18 protein-coding genes and 1 other RNA gene are annotated in these 24,347 nt (G+C 51.0%); 9 read left to right on the top strand and 10 right to left on the bottom strand.

Annotation, left to right across the window (positions count from 1 at the left end; genetic code table 11):
* Positions 1-112: 112 nt before the first annotated feature.
* From SCIP_RS04490 to ssrA, 4 genes are all read left to right on the top strand, one after another.
* Entirely contained in the window at positions 113-1,285 is a 1,173-nt protein-coding gene (locus tag SCIP_RS04490) for a UDP-N-acetylglucosamine--N-acetylmuramyl-(pentapeptide) pyrophosphoryl-undecaprenol N-acetylglucosamine transferase (protein ID WP_040591182.1), read from the top strand.
* Between the two features lie 48 nt (positions 1,286-1,333).
* A complete protein-coding gene (gene murC, locus SCIP_RS04485; protein WP_040590666.1) occupies positions 1,334-2,923 on the top strand; it encodes a UDP-N-acetylmuramate--L-alanine ligase in 1,590 nt (529 codons plus the stop codon).
* A gap of 14 nt (positions 2,924-2,937) precedes the next feature.
* Positions 2,938-3,909 (top strand): cell division protein FtsQ/DivIB, encoded by a 972-nt coding sequence (locus SCIP_RS04480; protein ID WP_006293346.1) that lies wholly within the window; start codon positions 2,938-2,940, stop codon positions 3,907-3,909.
* A 181-nt stretch (positions 3,910-4,090) separates the two neighbouring features.
* Positions 4,091-4,489: a transfer-messenger RNA gene (gene ssrA / locus SCIP_RS07635) on the top strand.
* A 161-nt stretch (positions 4,490-4,650) separates the two neighbouring features.
* Here ssrA and SCIP_RS04475 read toward each other — a convergent pair.
* Entirely contained in the window at positions 4,651-5,646 is a 996-nt protein-coding gene (locus tag SCIP_RS04475; RefSeq protein WP_006293345.1) for a PfkB family carbohydrate kinase, read from the bottom strand.
* 34 nt (positions 5,647-5,680) lie between these two features.
* Positions 5,681-7,291 carry an aminopeptidase P family protein gene (locus SCIP_RS04470; RefSeq protein WP_006293344.1) on the bottom strand — a complete coding sequence of 537 codons (1,611 nt, stop codon included), beginning with the start codon at positions 7,289-7,291 and terminating at the stop codon, positions 5,681-5,683.
* Positions 7,292-7,387: 96 nt separating this feature from the next.
* On the opposite strand from SCIP_RS04470, the gene SCIP_RS04465 reads away from it, so the two are divergent.
* Both SCIP_RS04465 and SCIP_RS04460 read left to right on the top strand, forming a co-directional pair.
* Entirely contained in the window at positions 7,388-9,016 is a 1,629-nt protein-coding gene (locus SCIP_RS04465; protein WP_048349269.1) for a bifunctional folylpolyglutamate synthase/dihydrofolate synthase, read from the top strand.
* Between the two features lie 3 nt (positions 9,017-9,019).
* Positions 9,020-12,793 carry an AAA family ATPase gene (locus SCIP_RS04460; protein WP_006293342.1) on the top strand — a complete coding sequence of 1,258 codons (3,774 nt, stop codon included), beginning with the start codon at positions 9,020-9,022 and terminating at the stop codon, positions 12,791-12,793.
* 69 nt (positions 12,794-12,862) lie between these two features.
* Here the strand turns inward: SCIP_RS04460 and SCIP_RS04455 are convergent, their stop codons facing one another.
* From SCIP_RS04455 to SCIP_RS04440, 4 genes are all read right to left on the bottom strand, one after another.
* A complete protein-coding gene (locus SCIP_RS04455) occupies positions 12,863-13,876 on the bottom strand; it encodes a lipid II:glycine glycyltransferase FemX (RefSeq protein WP_040591176.1) in 1,014 nt (337 codons plus the stop codon).
* Positions 13,877-13,989: 113 nt separating this feature from the next.
* Positions 13,990-15,018 carry a lipid II:glycine glycyltransferase FemX gene (locus SCIP_RS04450; protein WP_006293340.1) on the bottom strand — a complete coding sequence of 343 codons (1,029 nt, stop codon included), beginning with the start codon at positions 15,016-15,018 and terminating at the stop codon, positions 13,990-13,992.
* 101 nt (positions 15,019-15,119) lie between these two features.
* Positions 15,120-16,412, bottom strand: a complete 1,293-nt coding sequence (locus SCIP_RS04445; RefSeq protein ID WP_040590664.1) for a carboxylate--amine ligase — start codon at positions 16,410-16,412, stop codon at positions 15,120-15,122.
* Positions 16,405-18,027: a Mur ligase family protein gene (locus SCIP_RS04440; RefSeq protein WP_006293336.1), complete on the bottom strand. Its 1,623-nt coding sequence runs from the start codon at positions 18,025-18,027 to the stop codon at positions 16,405-16,407. Before SCIP_RS04440 ends, SCIP_RS04445 begins: the two co-directional genes overlap by 8 nt.
* A gap of 158 nt (positions 18,028-18,185) precedes the next feature.
* Between SCIP_RS04440 and SCIP_RS04435 the strand changes: the two genes are divergently transcribed.
* Positions 18,186-19,376 (top strand): DegT/DnrJ/EryC1/StrS family aminotransferase, encoded by a 1,191-nt coding sequence (locus SCIP_RS04435; protein ID WP_006293334.1) that lies wholly within the window; start codon positions 18,186-18,188, stop codon positions 19,374-19,376.
* Between the two features lie 62 nt (positions 19,377-19,438).
* Here the strand turns inward: SCIP_RS04435 and SCIP_RS04430 are convergent, their stop codons facing one another.
* Positions 19,439-20,287: an exonuclease domain-containing protein gene (locus SCIP_RS04430; RefSeq protein WP_006293332.1), complete on the bottom strand. Its 849-nt coding sequence runs from the start codon at positions 20,285-20,287 to the stop codon at positions 19,439-19,441.
* 81 nt (positions 20,288-20,368) lie between these two features.
* Between SCIP_RS04430 and SCIP_RS04425 the strand changes: the two genes are divergently transcribed.
* Both SCIP_RS04425 and SCIP_RS04420 read left to right on the top strand, forming a co-directional pair.
* A complete protein-coding gene (locus SCIP_RS04425; protein WP_231287991.1) occupies positions 20,369-21,031 on the top strand; it encodes a sigma-70 family RNA polymerase sigma factor in 663 nt (220 codons plus the stop codon).
* Positions 21,032-21,210: 179 nt separating this feature from the next.
* On the top strand, positions 21,211-21,588 hold the full coding sequence (locus SCIP_RS04420) for a hypothetical protein (protein ID WP_006293330.1): 378 nt from the start codon (positions 21,211-21,213) through the stop codon (positions 21,586-21,588).
* A 137-nt stretch (positions 21,589-21,725) separates the two neighbouring features.
* Here the strand turns inward: SCIP_RS04420 and SCIP_RS08485 are convergent, their stop codons facing one another.
* The 3 genes from SCIP_RS08485 to gap all read right to left on the bottom strand — a co-directional run bounded on the left by SCIP_RS08485 (position 21,726) and on the right by gap (position 24,088).
* Positions 21,726-21,800, bottom strand: coding sequence for a 50S ribosomal protein bL37 (locus SCIP_RS08485; RefSeq protein WP_372656330.1), 75 nt, complete (start codon positions 21,798-21,800; stop codon positions 21,726-21,728).
* A 96-nt stretch (positions 21,801-21,896) separates the two neighbouring features.
* Positions 21,897-22,856: an aldose 1-epimerase family protein gene (locus SCIP_RS04415; protein WP_006293329.1), complete on the bottom strand. Its 960-nt coding sequence runs from the start codon at positions 22,854-22,856 to the stop codon at positions 21,897-21,899.
* Positions 22,857-23,032: 176 nt separating this feature from the next.
* Entirely contained in the window at positions 23,033-24,088 is a 1,056-nt protein-coding gene (gap, locus tag SCIP_RS04410; RefSeq protein WP_006293328.1) for a type I glyceraldehyde-3-phosphate dehydrogenase, read from the bottom strand.
* Between the last annotated feature and the right edge of the window lie 259 nt (positions 24,089-24,347).

Genomic DNA, 24,347 nt, shown 5'->3' with positions numbered 1-24,347 from the left:
TGACTCAGAAGCGAACAGGTCCAGGCAATACTAGGTCTGGGCAGGATCAAGACCGGGGATGGCAAGGATACAGGATCTACAAGGTTTACAGGGTCTGAGGTATGCTCAAATCATGACACAACCCTTGAGTATTGTTCTTGCTGGCGGCGGAACTGCCGGTCATGTTAATCCTATGCTAAGCATCGCAGATCAGTTATCTATCCTGGATCCATCGGTAAAACTGACTGTTATAGGCACGTCGGTGGGGCTGGAAGCCCGCCTGGTTCCAGCTGCCGGCCTGGAACTGGAGACAATAGCCAAGGTCCCCTTTCCCCGGAAAATTAACGCTGATGCTGTACAGTTCCCAATCCGCTGGGCTAGAGAGCAGCGCAGGGTCAGACAGATTCTTCAGGAGCATCAGGCCAATTTGGTGGTGGGAGTAGGAGGTTACGCTTCTGCCCCTGCCTATTCTATGGCTCATAAGATGAAGCTGCCCTTAGTTATTCATGAACAGAATGCCCGAGCTGGTATGGCCAACAAGTTGGGGGCCAGATGGGCTGATTTTGTAGGAACAGTGTATGAAAATACGGGGCTGAAAGGAGGTGCTCATACCGTTATTGAGCGGGTAGGCCTTCCTTTGAGAAAGGAAATTTCTGACATGGCTGCCAGGCTGGGAGAAAACCGGCAGGCTGCTCAGGCAGAAGCGCGGCGGGAATTGGGATTGAAAGCAGACAAGCCTGTTGTTCTGGTGACAGGCGGATCTTTAGGGGCTCTGAGTCTGAACAAGGCTGTGGCTTCTGCCAGTACTGACCTGCTGAAGAAGGCCCAGATTATCCATCTGACCGGCCGGGGAAAGCTCGATCAGGTTGCGGCCCAGGTCTGTGAGCAAAATGGCAGTCGAGCCCTTTCGTCACTGTCAATGACTGAGACTTTTGAGGGAGACTACCATGCTTTGGAATACTGGGAGCGGATGGATTTAGCCATGTGTGCCTCAGATTTGGTGATATGCCGGTCAGGGGCAGGAACGGTAGCAGAGATCTCTGCCTTGGGTTTGCCAGCTGTCTATGTTCCTCTTCCCATCGGGAACGGAGAACAGAGGCTGAACGCCCAGCCGCTTGCTGCAGCTGGAGGCGGCCTTATAGTGGCCGATAAAGATTTCACCAGTCGATGGGTGAAAGATCATATCCCCGCCCTCTTATCCCATCCTGACAAACTGGCTGCCATGTCCCGGGCTGCCTGGAATTATGGGGTTCGGGATGCAGCAACTGTGATGGCCCGGCACATATTAGACCTTGCACTGGCATAAGCAATTGTCAGTCTGTACAATAGAGAAAGACCCAGGATGCGAGGAGTTATGACAGATTCACCTTTGACTTCACCTAGAGTATTAGATCCCACCAGTCAGCCTATAAATTATGCAGATTTTAGTCTGGATCAGTTGGGGGCCACACATTTTATTGGCATTGGCGGTGCTGGCATGAGTGTTTTGGCTGAGATACTACTGAAAAGGGGAGTCCCCGTTTCTGGTTCGGACAGGCAGGCCAGCGCCAAAACTGACCGCTTACAGGCCCTGGGGGCCACTATTTACCTGGATCAGAAAGGACAAAACCTTCAGGGTGCCCAGACGGTTGTCTGGTCCAGCGCCATTAAGTCGGATAATCCGGAGATTCAAGAAGCCAGCAGACGTGGCCTGCGAATTCTGCATAGAAGTGATATCCTTGCCCTGCTTATGGCTCATTCTCGGTCAGTGACGGTAGCGGGTGCTCATGGAAAAACTACGACCAGCGCCATGATTGCTCAGATTCTTCAGTCAGCTTCTTCATCGGACCTGCATGACCCCAGCTTTGCCATTGGCGGATCTATCAGGACCGACCAGGGGACAGTAGATGGAGGTCATGCAGGTGGGGGTACAGTCTTCGTTGCCGAAGCAGATGAGTCTGACGGAAGCTTTGAAAAATATCATCCCTCCATAGCTGTTATCACCAATGTGGAGCCCGATCATCTGGATCATTATGGCTCTGCTGCCGCCTTTCAACAAGCATTTGTGGACCATGCTCATCATGCCCTGGACCATGTTATTCTCTGTGGAGACGATCCGGGGGCTTTGGCTGTGTTGAAATCTCTCAACCAGGAAGCACTCCACCATGCAGTGGTGTATACAACTCAGGAAGATTTCAGCCTAGCCGGTCTGCCGGCCACCCTGGTCAGGATTGAGCAGGAAGAAACTGCTGAAGCCCAAGTTGAGTCAGGGCAACAAGATCAGGCTGCTGAAAGTTTTAGTCTGCTCCTGCCTGCCAGTCTTCTGGCTCAGTCTGAAGGAGGGCCATCTCAGGATGTTCTTCCCGGCAGGTACCCGGTTAAACTGCGGGTCCCGGGGCTTCATAATGCCAGGAATGCAGCAGCTGCTATTATCTGTTCTATCCTTTTAGGCATGAATCCTCACCAGGCCTGCCAGGCTGCCTATACTTTTTACGGAGCTAAGCGGCGTTTTGAGATTCGTGGAGTGGAACGGGCCGTGACGGTTGTCGATGATTATGCCCATCATCCTACTGAAATTGTAGCTCTTCTGAAAGCTGCCCGCCGTCGCTTCCCTCAGTCGAAAATCCGAGTCATCTTCCAGCCCCACCTGTACTCTCGAACTTTTTATTTTGCCCAGCAGTTTGCTGATGCACTTAGTCTTGCCGACGATGTGATGGTCACCGGTATTTTCCCGGCACGGGAAAAGCAGGAAGACTGGCCTCAGGTATCTGCCGATACTATCGTTTCTCTTATGAAGAAAGAGAATGGACCTGAATTTTCAGCCAGCATTGACGATATGAATCAGGCAGGCCGCCTTATGGCTTCACACTGCGGGCCTGGGGATGTGGTCATTACTGTGGGGGCTGGTTCCATTACGTCCGTTGCAGATGTGGTCCTTTCCGAATTGAAAAAACAGGCGATGTGAGCGGGGACTAGCATATGCCTCATCTTTTTGGACATTCTCATCAGTCAGACTCTGGGAATAAGACGGATTCCGGTCAGCAGTCCGGTTCCCCTTTTCGCTCAAACAGGAAGGTCAGATCTGTTGGCAGTACAGGTGGCCGCTTTACTGATGCCCGTAAACTCTCTTCCCGCCAGGAGAACCAGCCTGATCCGGCCGGTAAACCTGATGTACGGCCCAAAATCATTAGTTTTAGTCAGCGTCAGCAGGAACAGAAGCGGGTTCGCAGCAGACTGATTATTTGGCGAGTCCTTGTGTTTATTGGTATTCTTGCTGTGCTCGCTGCGACTGTCTGGTCTCTTTTCTTTTCTCCTCTGCTGGCTTTGCGCGCTGAATCCATTCAGGTCCGTGGCAGCAACGAGTGGGTGACTGAGCAGCAGGTGGCCGCGATTGCCAGCCAGCAGAAAGGCCGCTCTCTTCTTCTGATCGATTCTCAATCAATCAATGAACAGGTGGCAGCCATCCCCGGTGCTCGAGGTGCTACAGTCAGCAGGAATTTTCCTCATGGGATTACTGTGACTGTCAGTGCTTCCAAACCCGCTGCCATTCTTTGCAACAGTGCCCATGCAACTGAAGCAGTAGATTCACAGGGGAGGGTAATGACCGGCCAGAAGGCTTCAACAGCAGGAATTCCCCTTATCAATGTTTCCGATTTTTCTTCCGCACTGAAAAATAATGCAGTCAAGCAGGCTCTGAAAGTTCTTGCTGCCCTTCCTGACGATATGCGGTCACAAATTACGTCGGTAACAGCAAGGACCCAGGATTCTGTGATCACTGTTCTTCGCTCCGGCTTCACTGTTATGTGGGGAAATTCATCCCAGATGAGTTTCAAAATAGCCATTGTTCAGCGGACTATGGCTAAACTGACAGAAGAAAAGAGTGATAACAGGGTCATTGATGTATCTGCCCCGGATTATCCCATAGCAAAAAAATCGTTGGGAACGAAGTAAGTTGTGAGGCGATGTTGTACGGTAAGTTGTACAGCGAGGTTGTGCAGTGAGGTTGTGCCGCAACCAGGCATATCAGGTTGGACTTTACAAGAGCGAATATATCTGATAGCCTGTATAGGCTGCCTGCAGTGACTACTGTGAGTTGTTCTTGATGCAGCCACCTTGTGTGAAAAGTGAATATGGGGCCGATTGGTTTCGACGGTGATCTGTTCGTTGCTGGGAAGCGTGCCGAGAACGCAGGGGTCCACTCGTTAATGTCCTCCTGCAAGAATTAAGTGCTAAATCTAATCGCACTGAGTTCGCTCTTGCTGCCTAAGCTTCGCGCTAGGAACTAAACAGCGAGTTTGCGACTCCGCCCACCTCTTCTCGTCTTTGGAAGGGAGCTGGACGTCATTAAGAAGACTTGCCTGAAACGTTGAGACTCAAGGCGTTTGAGGGACTATTATTGCGTCTATGCCCGCCGCACGTTGTTTGCGACTGTGCTGGGGCAGACAGATAGCCATCAGGCCAGCAAACTACGCACGTAGAAGACAGTGAGTACGGTTACCGGACCCGGGTTCAATCCCCGGCGGCTCCACGATGACAACACCCCAGGAGTAGGAACACATCTCCTGGGGCGGTGTCATACAGGTCACAATGGTTGGGCGGCTTCTATGGGTGACTTCTATGGGACTAACGAGTTTTGGGTAGGCCCGGAAGGGCAGATAGAAAAGCGTTGTGGGACTACTTAATACCTAGAGCTTATAGCTGCCGCAAATTTTGCCAGGACACATAATCAAGAATAGTCTGCGGGTATTCTGGCCAGGTATCGTTTTGAGTGCAGACATATGCCGCAGCGTTGACTGCTCGTTGATGGGCATCGGACAGGGAAGACCCCTTGAGAAGTTCAGCAGCCAAAGTCCCACTGAACACATCCCCGGCACCAACAGTCCGCATTTCCTTAACTCGCGGGGTATGAATCAGTGAGATCTCTCCATTTCGCCCAGCCACGAAAGACATATCCCTTCCAGCAGTAATAGTCACGCAGATCAGACTGGGGAAATGATCAAAAAGCCATTTGCAGGCTGCTTCATTGTCTCCCTCTATGGAAAAGAGAGCTCTCAGGAAGGAGAATTCACTTGCATTCATCTTCACATGAGTGCTGACCTTGAGCAGACTGGTAATTAAATCCGGTGTATAATAATCTCCCCGCAGGTTGAGATCAAAAAATCGCATGGCCTTTTGCGGCAAGGCTTCTAAAAGGGTAAAAAGGGATTGGCGGGACTGCTCGCTGCGGCAGGCCAGGGTTCCAAAAGTGATGGCATCAACTGTAGCCGCTTTTTCTACCATAGCAGTAGTTGCAGTAATATGATCCCAGGCAACGTTTTCGGCAATAGAGTACGAAGCTGTTCCATCGTCGCTCAAAGTGACTCCCGCAGTCCCCGTAGGGTAATCGCTGCGTTCAAAAAGGTAGGGGACACCTGTTCTGCGGATGGTTTCTTCCAACTCATCACCCAGCTCATCCTTACCTACCGCGCTGATAGATAGGGCATCCACCCCGTTGCGTGAGGCGTGATAGGCAAAATTTGTGGGAGCGCCTCCGGCGATCTTGCTCTCGGGAAGCAGATCCCAGAGCACTTCTCCGAAGCTGATCAGAAGAGGCTTGTGGCCTTGTATGCGATCAGGATGTCCGGTTGACAAACCCCCGTCCGTCGTCGTATCTGATTGGCTGGTAGTGTGCTCTTGCGGATCTGCCATAGCGCTCCTTACTGGGCTTTATAGCCTTTACTTATTATTTTCTGATTGAAGACTGCCGTGCAGCACTATCTGCCATCCAGGCTTCCACATCGTCAATCTGCTTGGGAATATCAATGCTTAACCATTCAGGGCCGTGTTCAGTCATGAGAACATCATCTTCAATTCTGATTCCTACTCCACGGAATTCGGGGGGAACCAGCATATCGTTGTCCTTGAAATAAAGGCCGGGCTCAATGGTGAAAATCATTCCTGGACGCAGGGGAGCTCCCTGATAGTCATCAAAGCGTGCCTGGGAGCAATCATGAACATCCAGACCCAGGTGATGGGCTACGCCGCAGGCGTGCCAGCGACGGTGCTGCTGGCCCTGAGGACTGAGGGATTCCTCCACGCTGACTGGGAGAATTCCCCATTTATGCAGGGCCTGGGCCAAAACCCTCATGCATTCCTTGTGAATCACTGAATAGGTGGCTCCAGGCTTGGCAGCCTCAAATCCAGCCTGCTGGGCGTCGAGAACAACCTGATACATTTCCCTTTGCAGGTCATTGAATTTGCCGTTGGTGGGGAAGGTGCGGGTAATATCCGCCGTGTAGAGGCTGTCTACCTCAACTCCGGCATCAATCAAAAGAAGGTCTCCCGATTCAATCTTTCCGGTATTGCGCATCCAGTGAAGGGTGGGGGCATGAGCGCCAGACGCGACAATAGTTCCATAGCCTTCTGCATTGCCCTCTTCTCGGGCATTGGCGTTGAACTCACCCTCAAGAATTCGCTCTCCTCTGTCTTTGCCTAATGCAGAAGGCAGCGCAGCCAGCATGCGGGTGAAACCGTCCTTGGAAGCAGCAATAGCCTTCCGCATTTCGTTGATTTCATAGGAATCTTTAATCATTCGCTGGAGGGAGGTTGCCTGATAAAAAGCATCATCCTTTTCAGATATGTCAGCAGCATCATCAAAACCGCCAGCAGTCCGAACCTTGTCTGCTTCTTGGGTAATATCGGCATCCACGTTGCGGATTACCCTCACATCAACGTGACCGTCACCGGTTCCCACATTGGCGGCCAAATCGTGATCGAAATCAGCAATATCTGCTGTAGGAATTCCGGTCATGATAGCCAGTTCTTTCAAACCAGGACGGGCTCCCACCCAATACTCACCGTAAGCAGCAGACCTATAGTAGTCGCTTGTAGTTTGGTCGCTGCGGGGATGGGCATACAGGGTAGCCTGGTGAGTTTCGCTCTGTGCAGGTGAACCATCTCCAGCCGCAGTTCCGGCTTCTACAGGTTCCAGGACCAGAACAGCACCAGCCTCGTAATCCTGGCCCAGGCCAGTGTAATAAGCAAAGGCTGAATCAGGGCGGAAGGCATAATCGCAGTCATCATTGCGGACTTTATGCTGGCCTGCAGGAATAATCAGCCGTTGCCCGGGGAACTTTTTCCCCAAAGCTGAACGGCGGGCAGGAGTAAAGGCTGCGGATTCCAGGGGTTTTACCTGATTCTTTTCTTCCCCCCAGCCCGAAAGCATGAATTTTTCGAATGTTGTGGATTCAGGACGAAGAGTGCGATTGTGACTGCGCTTGGTCTGCTGGGATTCAGCTGCCAGAGTCGTTTCATCCGGATGCTGCTGACCTTCATTTTTCTGATTTTCAGCCATATAATCTCCTTAAAAAATGTACTAGCTGTTTTATGCTTTTATCTTAGGCGGGACTGACGATAAACAAGTCCCCTTATTGGCTTAAACTCAAGGATTATGTCACAGGAGTTTCCACAAGATTTCAGCAGAACAATTGATCAGGTGTACAGGGAAATCATGTCTCGCTCGCCTGAGCATGATTTCGACCCATCACTTGACCGTATGAAGATGGTTCTGGACTTTATGGGTCATCCTGAGAAATCTTTCCGTGTAGTTCATATCACAGGAACAAATGGCAAGGGGTCAACCGCCAAGATGGCTGAATCCATCTGCCGTGCGTATGGGCTTCGAACCGGGCTTTATACTTCTCCTCATGTGCAGTCAATAACCGAGCGCATTGCTATTGATGGTCAGCGGGTCAGTGATGAGCAGTTTGCAGACCTGTATGTCCAGGTCAAAGATTTTATTGATATGGTTGATGCTGCAAGCCTTGCTGACAGCGGCCCCCGCATGAGCTTTTTTGAGGTCCTGACCACTATGGCAATCTGGGCTTTTGCTGACGCTCCAGTGGATGTTGCCATTATGGAAGTAGGCATGGGGGGTCGCTGGGATGCCACTAATGTGGTGACTGCAGATGCGGCGGTTATTGGTCCGGTTGATCTGGATCATACCCAGTGGCTGGGGAGTACAGTGGAGGATATTGCCCGGGAGAAGGTCGGCATTATCAAGCCTGGCTCTCTGGTGGTTGTCGGCCCTCAAACCCATGAATCCGTTCTGTCTATTATTGACGACCAGGCTTCAGAAATAGGTGCCAGGGCGGTTCTGCATGACGGGCAGGAGATCCAGGTTCTTTCCCGAGTTCCTGCGGTCGGCGGGCAGATGGCTACCCTACAGACCAGCCAGGGGACATACCAGGATCTTCCTATTTCCCTGTTTGGTTCTCATCAGGCTCATAATGCCCTGGCTGCTTTGTCAGCAGCAGAGGCTGTTATTCCTGTGAGTGGTCAGCTGAATAATGATATAGTTTCCCAGGCTTTGCAGACGGTAAAAGTTCCAGGTAGATTGGAAATTATTCGTTCTTCCCCAACCATCATTCTGGATGGAGGTCATAATGTACAGGCAGTCAGCGCTGTCAGAGAGGCTTTGGAAGAGAACTTCGATTTTAAGCAGATCGTAGGTGTGGTTTCCATGATGAAAGATAAGGATGTGGAAGCTGTCCTGGGAATAATGGAGCCGGTACTGGACAAAATCATTGTAACTGAGAATTCGTGGACACAGAGAGTTATGTCGGTAGATCAGCTGGAAAAGATTGCTCAGGATGTGTTCGGACCCGACAGGGTCATACGTCAGGATTCCCTGCCCGACGCTATACAGACCGCTGTCAATTTGGTAGATGTGGATGATGATCTGGGTGTAGGTTATGGGCACGGGATTGTAATCTTTGGCAGTTTTGTTACTGTGGGAGATGCCCGGACTCTCCTGGAGGAAAAGCCCAATCAGGAGTTGGCTAAAACAGTGGAACAGCGTGCCAGGGATTTGACTGCCAACCAGGAAGACAGGTCTCAGACGGCTGTTTCTGTTGGCCTTACGGCTTCTGCAGGAAGTCAAGAGCCGGGGCAGGGTGATAATATCAGGCAGGGTGCTGATAGCGATGATACCAGTGGCGATGATGATGACACCTTATCTGCCGTGTCTCGGTATCTGCAGGAAGTCTTGCACGATGGTCTGACGGACGGGGATAAATAGCGGATGTATGTCAAAGAGCTGACCCTACGAGGTTTCAAATCGTTTGCCAACGCCACGACCCTGCGCTTTGAGCCAGGAATCACAGCGGTTGTAGGACCTAATGGGTCTGGTAAGTCCAATATTGTGGACGCCCTGGCCTGGGTTATGGGGGAGCAGGGGGCAAAGACTCTGAGGGGAACCTCCATGGAGGATGTAATTTTTGCAGGTACTTCTTCCCGATCTCCCTTGGGGCGTGCCCAGGTTTCCCTGACCATTGACAACTCCGATGGGACTTTGGATATCGATTATTCAGAAGTCACTATCAGCCGGACGATCTTCCGCAATGGAGGGTCCGAATATGCCATTAATGGTTCCCCTGTCCGCCTTCTGGATGTTCAGGAGCTCTTAAGCGATACTGGCCTGGGCTCTCATATGCATGTGGTGGTAGGCCAGGGGAGACTTGATTCCATTCTGAGGGCAACCCCGGCTGATAACCGGGCTTTCATTGAAGAAGCGGCAGGGATTCTTAAACATCGCAAGCGTAAGGAACGTGCTCTGCGCAAACTTCAGGGGACTCAGGAAAATTTAGACAGAGTGGACGATCTTCTTCAGGAGATCCACAGGCAGCTGGGCCCTCTTCGCCGGCAAGCCCGTGTGTCCCGCCGGGCAGACAGCATTCAGATCAGTCTCAGAGATGCCATGAGCCGCCTCTATGCCGATGATGCCCTTCAGATTACCCACAGCAGAGACAGCCTCCGCCATGATCTGGCTGCAATTCGCGCTCAGTTGGCTGAACAGCAGCAGGAACTGGCTGAAATAAAGATTCGTATTGAGCATCTGGAAGACTTAGCCAGCAAATCCAGTCCTGCCATTGATTCCATCAACCGTACCTGGCAGGCTATGTCTCAAATTGAGGAGCGGTTCAAATCTTTGTCAGCTTTGGCAGCAGAACGATCCCGATCCTGGTTGTCTCAGATTGTCCCAATTGGCTCGGAAGACCCCGAAATCCTTCTGAAAAGGGCTGAAGAACTGAATGAACAGGCAGAGGAAGAGAAAAAACTGAGCGAGGATTCCCGTCTGACTTTGGATAAGCAGACCGAGGTGAGAGCAGCAAGAGAGAAGCAACTGGCTTCCCTGCGGCAGATGATCACCCAGCTGCGCAAGAGTGCCCAGGAGAAAGATGCCCATATAGCCAGTATCAGAGAAATGCTGGCCAGGCAGGAAGGGCAGAAACAAGCTCTTGCCTCCCGACGCAAGGATTTGGATAACCAGCGCGAAGCTTTTGCTAAGCAGCTCCAGCAGGCTCAAGACCATATGGCTTCCCTGGATGAGCAGACTGACCAGGACGATAATTCTGCGGAAACTAACCTTCAGGAGATTAGGCAGAAGGTTGATCAGGCCAGGACACGGTTGGATCGCAGTAAGGAAGAGCACAGGCAGGTGGAATCCAGGATTATTTCCTTGAAAGCCAAGGCTGACGCTTTGACCGATACCCTCAAGTCCCGCGGCAGTACTGCTGACTTGGAACACCACCAGGATCTGCCTGTTTTAGGTCGTTTGTCCCAGTATATTCACATAGATCAGGGCTGGGAAGAAGCGGTGTCCAGAGCTTTGGGGCCCTTTGCCAGCGCCATCGTAGTTCCTGATTACCCTGCTGTTTCCCAGACACTGACTGCGGCCAGGAAAGAAGGTATGGGCAGGACTGTTGTTCTTTCTGCCCGGGAAGGGGAAGACAGGGACAGTCACAGAGAAGCAGCTGAACAGGACAGTAAATTCGCTGTTCCTGGTCTTCTGCCTGCTGTGCAGGTTATTCATCCCAATCCTTCTTGTCCAGATCGAACAGTGGCTCAGGGGGTTCTCTCTTCTTTGGCGGTTCTGCTCAGCGATGTAGCTCTTGCTCCTACCCTTGACCAGGCTCAGCAGGCGCTTGAGCTGGCGGAGGTTAAGAGAGATCGGCCACATTCCTGGCCTTTCCAGGTAGCTACTGCCGATGGAGAATTGGTGACTTCCCTGGGCGGGGTAGGCGGTTCTACTAAGTCTCCCAGTGATTTGAGCCTGGCTGCCCGGGCAGAGAGGGCCTTGGCTGAGTGTGCTTCCTTTGAGGAGCGTCTGACTGACCTTGATGCCCATATCACGCAGGAAGATCAAAATTACAGGGATCTGCGTCAGCAGGAAGAACAGGCCAAAACTGTCCTGATTCGTACAAAGGAACGGCGTCAGCAGGCTCGCAGAGATAAGGCGGAAACAGGTCAGTCTATTGACAGCATTAAGCAGAGGATTTCTCAGCTGAGGGATCGTACCCGGTCATTAGATGCTGAAGAAGAGTCCTACGATCAGACTCTTGATGATCTTCGAGGCCAGCTGCAGGCTGTCAGCCAGGCTGATCAGTCTGGTGTATCGACGGATGACCTTGCTGAGCGCGAAAGACAGATGGAAACCCTTTTGTCCCAGGAGAGGGAGAAGGAAGTTGCTGCCAAGATTGCTTGGACTGAAGCTAACCGTAAATATCAGTCCTATCTGAGACAGGCCTCCCTCCTGACCGATAATGCCCGCCAGGCTAAAATCCGCCGGGAGCGGATTGAAAAGGAGAACGCAACCCGCAGGGAGGAGGCGGGTAAGGCCGAACTTCTGGGGCTCCAGGCTCAGGCCGCGGCTCAGGCTTTGCTGGTGCATATAAACCGGGTTTCCCATCGTCGGCAGGATTTGCAGAAAGAGGCTTCCAGCCATGACAGTGAGTTAACCGCTCTTAGATCTCATCGCAACAGTCTGGAACCGGTTGTGGATGATCTGCGCAAGAAAGAACATGATCTGGATGTTCATCGGGAGCGGGTGGCTGCTCAGTATGGACAGATTTCACAGAAGGCGCTGGACGATTTGGGTTTGAGCCTGGAAGAACTTATGCAGTCGTACAATCCTTCTCTCCCCGTTCCTCTTTTAGATGATTCGGGACGACCCATCCCCCTGGAGTCAGGTGACCGGGACGCCACTGGCAGTGATGACCCTGAAGAGGATTCTGACCAGGACAATGGGGAAGGAAGGCTGCAAGAATCGCAGCAGGATTCTCAGCAGGTGGACTTGTCTGATGCTCAGGCTCTGCGCTCTCATTTTAAGACGGTGGATTATGACCGGCAGGAGCAGGAAAAGAGGTTGGCTAAAGCCCGGAGGGATCTGGCCGCCTTGGGGAAGATCAATCCTTTGGCTACAGAGGAGTACGATGCTCTGGAGACCCGGCACCGTTATTTGAATCAGCAGCGCAAAGATGTGGCCTCGTCCCGGGATGATCTTCTTAAGCTAATTTCTGACCTGGATTCCACCATGATTACCGTTTTTAAGGAAGCTTTTGACGACACTGCCGCTGCTTTTGAGAAGGTGTTTGGAACCCTCTTCCCGGGAGGAAAGGGCAGGCTGGTTCTGGAGAATCCGGATGATTTGCTGACAACTGGCGTGATTGTTGAGGCCAGCCCGGCCGGCAAGAGGGTTAAGCAGCTGACTCTCCTGTCCGGAGGGGAGAGGTCATTAACAGCCTTGGCCCTGCTTTTTGCTATCTTCACTGCCAGACCCAGTCCTTTTTACATCCTGGATGAGGTTGAAGCAGCCTTGGATGACATTAATCTGACCCGTCTTCTGGACGCCCTCAATGCCTTGCGTCTGCGGTCTCAGTTGATTATTATTACCCATCAGCAAAGAACGATGAGTATTGCCGATGCCCTTTATGGCGTTACCATGCGGTCGGACGGGGTGACGGCTGTGGTCTCCCAGAAGCTTAAACAGGGAACTATGCCTTTACAGGAAAAGTGAGTCTTTTTGCGCTCGGCTCTTGCCTGAGTCTAATTCTGGCTTGAGTCTAATTCTGGCCATCTGGCTTTTTTAATCTTTGCCTCTGCGGCCGCGCAGCTTTTGCAATCCTGACAGGATAGAGAAGGCAATCTTGTGTATGGGGAAATCGCGTTCCGGACTCACGGCTGTGGTCTCCGTAGTAAACTTGGTCTTGAATTCGTTGAGCCCTTTAAGGCTGGGGGAGAAATCGCTGCCAATCCCCATGAGATCATAGCGGGTAATTCCCCTGCGGGACAAGAGGCAGCATTCTTCAAAGAGCAGCCGGTCGGTTACATGCATTTTACGGGTCTGGGACATCATTGCTGCATAATAGCGCACTGCTCGGTTTCCATTAATGGTTACCAGTGACCAGGCAATAACTTTGCCGTCCAAGCGGGCTGCATACACCCGGCAGTGATTGGGCCCCAGAGCAGAAATCATGGTGGAGTAGTCACTCATTGGTGCTGGTTCGAAACCATCCCTCTGTCCCGTATCTTCTAAAACTGCATAGTAGTCAGAAAAATCCCTGCTTGCCTGCTCGGTCTCATCGGCACAGATTGCCGGGCACTCCCGCAGAGACTTGCGTACATCCCGCCGCCCCCGCCTTTTCATCCTGGACAGAATATCGTCACTGCTTCCTGTGGTGTCAATAACAACAGTCTGATCATACGGTATGCTGGACAGGACAGGCCTGCTTTGCCTCAAGTCACAGCGGGAAGCCATGCGAATAAAAACAGCATCAGAGGCCTCAGAACGAGTGTAAGCCAGGAGGGCATCTGCCAGATTCGATTCCGTGGAGGCACTGGCTTGTTTGTTCTGATCCAGGTAAACCGGTCCGTGTGCTGCCCGCAGGAAATGATAGCCGTGGGTCGAATAGCGGATGAGACTGAGCACAGCTATGGGACGGGTTTTATTATATACAGCCAGAAAACGCCAGGGTTTACGGTCCTGAATAGTGGCTTGATATCTTGCCCAGAGTGGGGTCTGTTCAATGGGGACAGAAACCTCAGCGGCGGAAATTAGCTTCTTATATTCCTGTTCAGACACTGTCCTGACAAGAAACATACTCATAGCTTCCCCTTTTGCTGTTTATATGAGCCTTGTAGTTTTGCACTTATGTATGATGGCGGCTGCTATCAGCCACCTGTGCAGTTATAGCAGAAGCACCTGAAGAAGAATTAATCCGAACTGGTGTTTTTCTGTGCATCATTCCTTTGATTCCATTTGCTGTGGAGACGCATCGCTGTCTTCCACAGGCCTGCAAGGGGTTTGAGGGGATGGTCAAAGGTTCCTATCCACCAGGTGGGTTCCGACACCCAGAGCAGTTTAAAGTCGCTGATGCCATCATTGAGAAGGCCATTGAGATCATACAGACGGGTGCCCCTGTCTTTGGCAGCGCAGATTGCTGTCCATTTGAGGGCATAGTTGGCCCTGAGCTTCTTTCCTTGATCGCTGACCGCTCCCCAGAGTTCAAAAGCAGTATCACCACTGGTGGCATTCCAGAGGAAAGCCTGAATTTTTCCTTCAGCTTCAGCCACAAATACCTGGTTAATTCCATCCAGGACAGACCAGGCTTGGTTGTAAAACTCGTCCGAATGGAGGGCAAAACCATCATTGTTTGCTGTGTGATGGTAAAGGTTAAGAATGTCAGGTAGATCTTCCCTGCGGGCAGGTCGGCAGACAACGCCTTCTCTGGTTGCTTTACGAATATACTGCCGGGCTTTCTTGGAATGAATGCTGTGCATAATTTCATCCTGGCTGCCGGTCAGGGGGATTGTGGCCGTTTTCGCTATCAGGACGGTAGGGGCATTCGACCAGGATGCAGACAGATTTTTTCCTAAGTCAGCTTTGGTGACAGCAGGATCAATTTTCAGACTGACAGCCCTGGTATTTTTTTTACACCAGGCAGCGCAGACATCAGCAATATCAGCTAGGTGAGTTCCTGGAGCAGCCAGAGGGCCGCGGGGAATATAACACATGGCAGTGAAAGGCCAGGGCAGACTGCGGACCAGAATCTGAGCTCCGCCTACCGTTTTGCCTGAATCATCGGTAATAATAATCCGATGAGCATCCCACGGGCCGGTCTGGGTTTTCAGCTGTCCCCATTGCCACGATTGAAGAGGATGGCCGCTGAGCACCTCCCAAGCCTGCTGCCACTTTTCCTTACTGTTTGTTTCTGTTGCCGTAAACACGTGTCCTCCCATCATCTGCGATGATATCCTGCTGTCGCCTGGTGCAGAAGCTTTTCCTGATAATTCCGGGATGGGCTGGCCTAACCGGATATATCTGGATATCTCCAAAATCCTGTCTAAAATCCTGTTGCAGTCGGCTTAGGATAATAGGCATGGAATTTGCGATAGTGGCTTATTCCTGATTCCCAATGATACAGCCTACGCTTGAAAGACCTATCCTTGGGGTTGATAAGAGGGTCGACTGTCCGATGGGAGCGGATCAGGGAATTTACCTGGTTCAGGAGGGCAGGATCCTGAATATATTTCTTTAAGAGTCTGTGGGGAATAAGACAGTAGAGAATTTCCCCGCTGGCTACGCGGGTCTGTCCGTCTGAACTCTGTATCGGGCTCTGCCCCTGGTCTGCTTCCTGGCTGACTTGCAGGAGGTCATCGGTCATTTCTTTCATGGGGTTAATGCCGGCCCCCAGACAGTAGAAGCTGTTACGGCCAATTCGGGGATTGACCTCCAGGAAATAGAAGCGGCCGCTGTGGGGATCCTGTTTTACATCAAAATTGGCGAAGCCGTGGTAATCAACAGATTCAAGCAGGCGCTTGGCTGGCTGAAGAATGTGGCTGATAGGGGTGGTTATCATGGCGCAGGGATTGCCCAGGGTGGCAGGATGGTGTTCTTCCAACAAGACTCGTGCCGAGGCCATGAATGATACGGATCCCTTTTTGTTTACATAGGCAGTGATGGAATACATCTGGGTATCGTCGCCTTCAATCAGCTGCTGGGCAATGAACTTCCCTCTGAATCCTGCCTTTCGCAGGGTAGACCACAGGTGCTCCAATTCTTCCTGTGAGGAGATTCTATACACCTTCTTTCTTCCCTCAAACATCAACTGTTCGTATTCGGCACTTTGGGCCGGCTTGGCTACCAGGGGGAAGGCCAGTTCCTGAGGAAGGGGCTGCGGTTTCCAGTCTGGCTGATCGCTGGCTGAAAAATCTTGATAAAAAGATAGGGGGGTGTCAATTCCTACCTGATGGGCGAGATTCTCAAACGATTCCTTGTCGTTGAGTTTTTCAATCGTCTCCAGGCTGGGAATTGGAATCTGATACCACGTTTCCAGTTTCTGCCGGTTGCGGGCCAGGACCTGAATACGCCATTCGGTGTTGGCCATAAGAATCAAAATCCTGCTGGGATCCTCCTGTTTGAGCTGCTGGCCCAGGCTGGCCAGATCATTCACCAGAGGCTTTTCTTCAGCAGCACCAGGGCAGTAGTGACGGCGGGCAATGGCTGTGTCCCTGATAGGCAGGGGATTGTAAGCGGTCACAAGGATAGGTTTTACCCCATACGCATCATTGAACTCCCGTGCCAGGGCATAAGCACCCACATCACCGCCTAAAATCACGGGAAGAAAATTAATCATAAAGGAGTCCTTTCATAATCCTGTCGTCACCCTGGTAGACAACATGCTTGTTCAGATGTTTAATCCACCGTTCATTTCCCTTACCAATGGCTGCAATCACCGTCGTTTTTCCCTGCCTGGCATGCTCTTTTCCATCTCGAAAGGCTTCTTGTAGAGCCTGGGAACGGCTGAGAATAATTCCATGTTCCACCTGTGGGTTGCTGACTGCTTGATCCATCTGCTGGCAGATATCTATGATGGGTTCAGTATCGGTATCTTCCTCGGTAAAAATAAAGCGAGAAATCCTGTTTTGGGCAGCTTCAACAATTTCCTGACGCCGGTCATAAGCCTTGTTCCCCGCAGAACCGGTAACCAGAATAATGCGGGGGTTCAGCCGGCCGTATGCCTGATCGATATAATCCAGGAGGACTGAGGCACTGACACCATTGTGGGCATAATCAACAATTCCTACTAAAGATTTATCTGGGGAAGAGAAGATCTCCATTCGACCGGCAATCGTGACTTTTTCCATAGCCTGGAGGGCTTGCTGCACATGGGGGTTGGTTAGATCCAGGCCGCAGGCAGATATCAGGGCCAGGGCTGCTGCCGCATTAGCCCCGTTGAAATCTCCGGGAATGCTCAGGCTGAATCTCCCCAGGTCTTTCCCTTTCAGCCTGGCCTGAAACTGTGGAGATTCGCCCTTATCTTCCCTTATCGAGGTCACGGTCAGATCTGCAGTTCTGTCAGCGTTGCTGTTTTCCAGGCGGAAAGTAGTTACCGGAATCCCCCTGAGGCCAGCGTCTTGCGTAACCAGACTGGAATGAACCATGTCAGCGTTGAGGACCAGGGCAGAGGAGTTAAGAGCAATCTGACGCTTGCAGTAGAAATAATCTTCAAAAGACGGGTGTTCGATGGGACTTATATGGTCGGGAGAAATATTAAGGAAAGCCCCCAGAGCAAAAGTCAGGCCATAAACCCGGTCAACCTTATATGCCTGTGAGGAAACCTCCATAATCAGGTATTTCATTCCTTGACTGACTGCCTGCCGCATCATCCTGAAGAGATCCAGGGATTCGGGGGTCGTCAGGTCAGATTCAACAAAAGTATGGCCATCAAGGCAATTATCCACGGAAGACAGGAGGGCAGCTTTTCCTCCTGTATAGGCATTGAGAATGGCATGGGTGAAATAGGCTGTAGTTGTTTTTCCTTTAGTTCCCGTTATGCCAATTACAGTGATCTCTTTGGCTGGATACCGGTAAAATGCGGAACTGAGCAGGGACATGGCTTTTTTGATATCGGTAACGATTATTCCTATAGCCCGGGTTACCTGACTGTAGTCATTTTCTGCCACATAACAGGGCAGACCATCCTGATCTGCCTTATCCAGATAAGAGCTGTGGAAACGGCCCTTGCAAAAGAGGAGGGTATGATCATCAACCTGACGGGTATCATAAGAAATACGGGTAAAAGTCATGCCTGCCGTTTCGGCCGGCCATATCTCAGGAGTATCTGTCCAACTGTCTTGGTGAATTAATTCTTTCAGCAGACCGTGCTGCCTGAGTATGGTGCAGGCTGTGCTTAGGGTCAGACTGCCCGGAACATAGTCAGAGGGGCTGGGAGCAGGTGAATGTGTCATATCATCCTCAAAAAGTGGTAAAACCGTGAAAATCAGTGCATTTTTGGGCACTTCTTACTGTATTTCATCGCGCAGACGACAAAGTCTTTTCTTTTACTCCTGAGAGGCAGGTTTATGCTAGGCTTGATGGTAGAAATCTCGCCGGAAATGAGGATACGATGATAGGTCATACGCAGTCACTCCAGAAAGTTTTGGCACAATATACACACACACGCATAGGGGACTGGTACCTGGTTTTCAAGGCCCGGTATGGGATGGAAGTGGTCTTTGAAGCTCTGAAAAGCGTTCAGGGATCGGGACAGGTTCTCACTCAGACCTTTACCTGCATCACCGCTGTAGATCCCATCATTCAGGCTGGTCTTACTCCGGTCTATGCCGATATTGATCCCAAGAGCCTGAGTTTGGCCAATCCTTTGCCTGTCAACAAGCAAACAAGGGCTGTAGTCCGCCAGCATACCTTTGGGATTATAGATTCAACTGGCATGCAGGAGACAAAGGAAAAAATGGTGGAGGATTTTGGCAATCACCGTCCTTTGCTCATGGAAGACTGCGCTCACTGTGTTGGCCACATGGGACGTGATAAAGCGGGAGATCCCCTGGCCGATATAACTGTGTATTCATTCGGAGTGGAAAAAATGCTCGATACCCGCTTTGGGGGAGCCATCTGGGTCAATCCTCGCCTTAAAGAACGGTCGCCTGAGCTGGACAGGGTTATCAGGATGAAGCTGAGCAGTCTGGAACCAATCAGTCTGAGGATCAATTTAGTAACCCGGGCTTATGTAAATCAGAACCGACTCCTGTCACGAATGGGAACAGTGGGATCTTCCCTGAGGAAGACTCTTACCAATCTGCGCATGTATGAACCTCCCATCAGCGATACTGAAATGAGAGGAGAGCTGGAATACAAGCCCTACCGGTCCAAGCCCTGGATGAACCGGAAGGCAATGAGGCAGCTGAAGAGGCTCAAAGCCAATGAAAATGCCAGAAAGAGTATAGTGTCCACTTACACTTCTCTTCTGCAGAATAAGAAAGGTATTGAAATCCCTGCTTGCGCAGCAGGAGCAGAGGCTGCACCTCTGCTTCGGTACCCTGTTCTTATGGCAAACGAGGAAGTAGCGGAAAGGGCGGTTGCAGCTGTTCGTGCCCGCGGAATTTTGGCTGAACGCTGGTATCGTCCCCAGCTCTTTCCAGGAATAACCAAAGGATTCGAAGGAATTTACCGGATCCCTCTCGACCCCTCTTCCCTGCCTGTCGCTTCCTCTTACAGTCAGCGCATAGTGTGTCTGCCTACTGAAGTCAGTGCCGATCAGGCTGAAAAGGCGGTGTCGGCAATTCTCAATCTGATCTGATGCACGGTCGATGCAACTTCGCTGTAAGGTCGATACAACCTGCGATGGTCTAACTCAAACCTTTATCTGGGGAACCAGGAATCGGTAACCGGTTTCCGGCCCCTGGAGAGCAGATAATCGTTGAACTGCTTCTTCCAGGCCTGGTGAGCCCGCCGCTGCCAGTCCATAAGCTGACCAACGGGAAGATCGCCAGCCTGTGGATAGGCTTCACTGATGGGGGCAATCAAATCAACAGCAGCAATAGTGTCCGCCGTGGCATCGTGGAAGGATCCGTGGGGTTGAACCCCATAATAGTAAGTTGTATCCGTCAGGGTTCGTTTTCCTGATCGGTGGGACAGAGCCCGATCAATAACCAGGGGATCGACAATCAAGAGTTCCCGCTTTTTGTTCTTTTCCTGCTCGTCCTCACTATTGGAGTTACTCTCGGAGTCACTCTTAGAGCTCCAGCTGGAGTCATTGCCGGTCTGATCAGCTACCAGGAGCTGACCAGCCAGAGTTTCCTGGCCAAGCTTCTGCAGATCTCCATTAAGCATGGTGATGTCGAAGGGGGCATTGTAGGCAAGAAGAGGGATATTGCGGATTTGTGCTTTAATAATACTGTTGGCAATAAGGGCAATAGAATCAGCCTGGTTTGCTCCATGCTCTCTCAGATAATCATCGGTAAAACCATTGACCTGGCTTGCTCTGGGATTCATAGGAATACCCGGGTTGATAATCCAATCCTGGGTAGAATCTCCGTTAAATCCCAGGGCTGGATTGCGCAGAACCAGACTGGCTGAGACAATGGCGTCTTTGCCTGCCCGGGTTCCGGTTGTCTCCGTGTCAAATCCGAGGAGGAAGGACTCCTTCAGGGGAGTATCCAGGCTTTGTGCCGGAAGAGAATCAAGTACTTCAGCAATCGTGATTTCCATACTGCTATCCTAGCTGTCTGAGAGGAAGATAATCAGACATGCCCTCTTCAGCTTGGTCACTGAGTGTGAAAGAATAAGAGTGTGGCAGAAAGTACGACAGATAAGCATGAGTCATTCCAAGAGCTGGTCACCCCGCTGATCGATAACCTTTATCGTTATGCCATGAAGTTGACCAACAATCCTGAAGATGCTCAGGATCTGGTTCAGGATACTTTTGAACGGGGGTTCAAACATTTCGATTCCTTCCAGCAGGGAACCAATTTTGCTGCCTGGATGACAACCATTGAGCGCAATCTCTTTTTTAACCAATATCAAAAGGCCAAGCGCAGCCCTAAGAGGGCTAATGGAGAAAGCGGCGAATACAATGACTGGGATATTTACTCCGCTTCAGAGCATACAGGAGAGGGCTTAAAATCAGCTGAAGAAACCTATATTGATGCATACGCTCCTGAAGAAATTATGACTGCTCTGAATAAGTTATCTCCTGAACGCCGTAATGTTTTTATTGCCGCTGCGATTGATGGCAAGAGCTATCAGGAGGTTGCCGATGAGCTGGGGATCAAGATTGGAACCGTGATGAGCCGGCTGAACAGAGCCCGGTCCCAGCTGAAAAAAGAGTTGGAATCCTATGCTATGGAAAGAGGGTATTCCCGGGTACATTTGAAAAAGTCAGGGGCAGCTTCCGGCAAGGACATAAGTAAAGAAACCGATAAGGAAAAGGAGGAGAAGGGAGAGGAGAGGTGATAACTGACTGAGGAAGGTGACAGTTGACTGAGGTGGAAGAGGGTAAATTTTCACTCATTGAGAATAAGAATGTAAACGGGGAAGAAAGAAACACAAGTTCAGTTAAAAAGTAAAAGAAAGTACCGTTATGTCAGGCGTAGAGAGTACGAACAGCTTACAGAACAAGGCGAGGAAAAGAAATGATTACCTATATACGTCAGGGCCGCAAGGTGACTGCCAGTCGGGGATTCCAAACTCAGGTCACCTGTGTTAGACGAGTGAAAACTCATATTGATGACTCTCGTTTTTCCTATGAATGTGGGATAGTTCGGCATGCTGTCCGCCGCAGCACTGTCAGGGGAACCTCTGACGTTCGGTATGTTCCTGCCTCAGCTGTGATTGAGCGGGTCATGTGTGACTGTCAATCCTGTTTTAATGCGCAGGATCTTGATGATATTGCGGAAAAAGTTATGATCGATTGTATGAAGCGGGTTTTACGGCCTGATCAGGTCCCAGAATCCATTCATGATCAGCTGTACAGTCAGCTGGAGCAGCTCTGTTCGGGGGAATGCTGCTAGGAAGAATAAAAACAAGCATAAAGATACATAAGATAAGCATAAGACGCATAAGATAAGGCTCTGTACTACTTGTACAGAGCCTTAAATAGTAGAAACATTAATAACATACATTAATAATGCTGCCGTGAATCACCTGCTTAGGCATTAGGCCTTTTGCCATGATTTGCGGCCTTCTTGCGGCGCTCGCGGCGCATGCGTCCACGCTTTCCCATAGGTCCTCCTTGTGTAAGGGTCAACTGGTAAAAAATCAGCCTTTGGAATTATCACATATAAGTGAGACAGTAAGACTTCTGTCATTTTAGAAAGTCTTACTGCTTAACTGTCGTAGCGCTGAATTGTACCCTGGTTCTTGTTTCTGCACCAGGTTTAATGACAATCAGATCGATTCCGCTGTTGAAGGCGTTGGCATACGCTGTCTGAGGTTCTACGGCTACGCCGGCGGGTTTTGTTGCTTCTGGGAAGCCGCTTCCGGTGCAGACCTGGAAAGATGTGATAGTGTCGTCTCCGGTCAGGCTGACTTCAATGCCATCAGGCCGGGTGAACACAGCAGTCACTGTTCCGTCAGCAGCATGATCCAGATCGGTCCAGGCATCATCAAAAGCCTGACCCTCAAATCTGGCTCCTTCCCGCAGATCGTAGCGGGTTCCATCCACAGATTCGGTACCGATGGGTAGGAGTCGGTCATTAACCCTGACATGGGTGCGGGCTGGCAGCTGGAGTCGGCATAAAGCATTGTCAGCATCAATGGCGTCTCCCACCTTGTGCTTGCCGTTCGCCAGCCAGGGATGAATGGCACAAGCCCAGGGGGCATTGAGCTCTCCATAATTATGAGCCGCAACAGTAACAGAAAGCCCATCAGCAGTCACCTCATAAAGGGCAGTCACGGTCAGGTCAAAAGGATAGCCAGCCATATTGGGAGTCCGCCAGCTGAGCTTTACTCTTGACGGCGTTTTTTCCTCCAGTTTCCACGGGTGGCGATATCCGTACCCATGAATGGCATTGCGGCGCTCATGTTCGTCAAGAGGCAGCTCGTAATGCCTGCCCTCGAAGGTGTATTCTCCATCCTCCACCCGGTTGGGGAAGGGAATCAGGAGCTGACCGTGGCAGGTGGGGACTGGCTTATTGGGATCAAAAGGAACAATAAGCTCCTGACCGCGCCAATCTAGACGGCGCAGGGCAGCTCCCTGTTGGCTAATGACTGCCTGATAATCTCCACAAGAGATGAGATACTGCTCTCCTGAACGGGGAGGTCGTTCTGAATCTGTCATAGATACTTACTCCCTTGTCTAATGTGTATAGCATTGGTGCTGACTACCAGGGCGATGGGAAGATGCCTCTGTAAGGGCCCGTATACAGGAGGGTCCCACCTTGTAGAGTGGGACCCTGATCAGTAAGCTGCGCAGAAAAGTCTGCGGAATTACTGCATCGCTTTGTCAGCTATGGTCTACTCAGCCAGTTCGGCGAAGTAGAGGAGAGTGCGGATCATGTTGCAGGTGAATCCGTACTCGTTGTCATAGAAGGCAACAGTCTGAACCAGCTGATTGTCACCAGCAGTATTGACTACAGTTTGAGTGGGATCGAAAACGCCACCGTGGGTGTCACCAATGATGTCAGAAGAGACGATGCCATCAGCATTGTAACCGTAGTATTCGCAGTTCTCAAACCTCTTTTTGAATTCTGCGTTGATCTCATCTACGGTAACTTTCTTCTCCAGCTCAACAGTCAGCTCGGTGATGGAACCATCGGTAACCTGAACACGCTGAGCGTGGCCCTGAAGCTTGCCGTCAACGGAAGGAACAACCTTGCCAATAGCCTTAGCTGCACCGGTGCTGTGAGGAATAGTGTTCACGGCAGCAGCACGATTGTTGCGGGCCTTGGAATAACGAGGTCCATCAAGAATCATCTGAGTGCCGGTGTAGGCGTGAATAGTGGTCATGAAACCAATCTTGACACCCCAATTATCGTCCAGGGTCTTCACCATAGCTGCCAGAGAGTTAGTGGTGCAGGATCCTGCAGAGACGATGTTATCAGATGCCTTGAGGATATCCTGGTTGACACCGTAAACCACGGTTGGAGTAGTGTCATCCTTGGCAGGAGCAGAAATCAGAACTTTTTTGGCGCCTGCATTCAGATGAGCCTGGCTCTTCTCAGCAGAAGTGTAGAAGCCGGTGCATTCAAGAACGTACTCAACTCCATCGTTCTTGACCCAGGGGATGTTGTTTGCATCCTTCTCAGCATAAACGGGATATTCCTTACCTTCAACCACCAGGGCGGTGTCGGTGGAAGAAACCTTCACCGGGGTTCCGTCAACGTGACGGAAGGGGCCCTGGCTGCTGTCGTACTTGAGCAGATAAGCAAGCATGGAAGGCGTTGTCAAATCATTGATTGCGGCGACTTCAATGTCGTTTGCCTCGCCGCCCTTTTCCTGCAACTCGAAGATGCGGCGGAAAGCAAGACGACCAATACGGCCAAAGCCGTTAATACCAATTTTAACTGTCATATAATCTCCCTTAGGGAATTGTCTCTGACATGCCCCATGACATATCAGGAGTGGGCTTGTGCCAACGCTTTTATTTTACTGTTCGGGCTGTACCGTTCAAGTTGTTTCAGCTCAGGGTGTTCCCTAAAATTAAGGCAACACGACCGACTTAGTTTAATGAATTGACAAAGTCGCTGGGCTGGGGATACAATAGTTCCAGTCCGCTGGAGTTACCCTCACTGCGCAACTCATCATTGCCTTTGAGAGCAGACTGGTGGCA

The sequence above is a fragment of the Scardovia inopinata JCM 12537 genome, assembly GCF_001042695.1.
In the GTDB taxonomy this organism is placed as follows: Bacteria; Actinomycetota; Actinomycetes; order Actinomycetales; family Bifidobacteriaceae; genus Scardovia; species Scardovia inopinata.
This window is presented reverse-complemented; position numbering and strand designations above follow the sequence as displayed.

Excerpts from the sequence above, each read along its gene's own strand:
- SCIP_RS04470 (WP_006293344.1), bottom strand. The coding sequence starts at position 7,291 with ATGGCTGAAAATCAGAAAAATGAAGGTCAGCAGCATCCGGATGAAACG.
- SCIP_RS04450 (WP_006293340.1), bottom strand. The coding sequence starts at position 15,018 with ATGATGGGAGGACACGTGTTTACGGCAACAGAAACAAACAGTAAGGAA.
- SCIP_RS04480 (WP_006293346.1), top strand. The coding sequence starts at position 2,938 with ATGCCTCATCTTTTTGGACATTCTCATCAGTCAGACTCTGGGAATAAG.
- SCIP_RS04465 (WP_048349269.1), top strand. The coding sequence starts at position 7,388 with ATGTCACAGGAGTTTCCACAAGATTTCAGCAGAACAATTGATCAGGTG.
- SCIP_RS04415 (WP_006293329.1), bottom strand. The coding sequence starts at position 22,856 with ATGACAGATTCAGAACGACCTCCCCGTTCAGGAGAGCAGTATCTCATC.
- SCIP_RS04455 (WP_040591176.1), bottom strand. The coding sequence starts at position 13,876 with ATGTTTCTTGTCAGGACAGTGTCTGAACAGGAATATAAGAAGCTAATT.
- SCIP_RS04475 (WP_006293345.1), bottom strand. The coding sequence starts at position 5,646 with ATGGCAGATCCGCAAGAGCACACTACCAGCCAATCAGATACGACGACG.
- gap (WP_006293328.1), bottom strand. The coding sequence starts at position 24,088 with ATGACAGTTAAAATTGGTATTAACGGCTTTGGCCGTATTGGTCGTCTT.
- SCIP_RS04440 (WP_006293336.1), bottom strand. The coding sequence starts at position 18,027 with ATGACACATTCACCTGCTCCCAGCCCCTCTGACTATGTTCCGGGCAGT.
- SCIP_RS04420 (WP_006293330.1), top strand. The coding sequence starts at position 21,211 with ATGATTACCTATATACGTCAGGGCCGCAAGGTGACTGCCAGTCGGGGA.
- SCIP_RS04430 (WP_006293332.1), bottom strand. The coding sequence starts at position 20,287 with ATGGAAATCACGATTGCTGAAGTACTTGATTCTCTTCCGGCACAAAGC.
- SCIP_RS04445 (WP_040590664.1), bottom strand. The coding sequence starts at position 16,412 with ATGATTAATTTTCTTCCCGTGATTTTAGGCGGTGATGTGGGTGCTTAT.
- murC (WP_040590666.1), top strand. The coding sequence starts at position 1,334 with ATGACAGATTCACCTTTGACTTCACCTAGAGTATTAGATCCCACCAGT.
- SCIP_RS04460 (WP_006293342.1), top strand. The coding sequence starts at position 9,020 with ATGTATGTCAAAGAGCTGACCCTACGAGGTTTCAAATCGTTTGCCAAC.
- SCIP_RS04435 (WP_006293334.1), top strand. The coding sequence starts at position 18,186 with ATGATAGGTCATACGCAGTCACTCCAGAAAGTTTTGGCACAATATACA.
- SCIP_RS04490 (WP_040591182.1), top strand. The coding sequence starts at position 113 with ATGACACAACCCTTGAGTATTGTTCTTGCTGGCGGCGGAACTGCCGGT.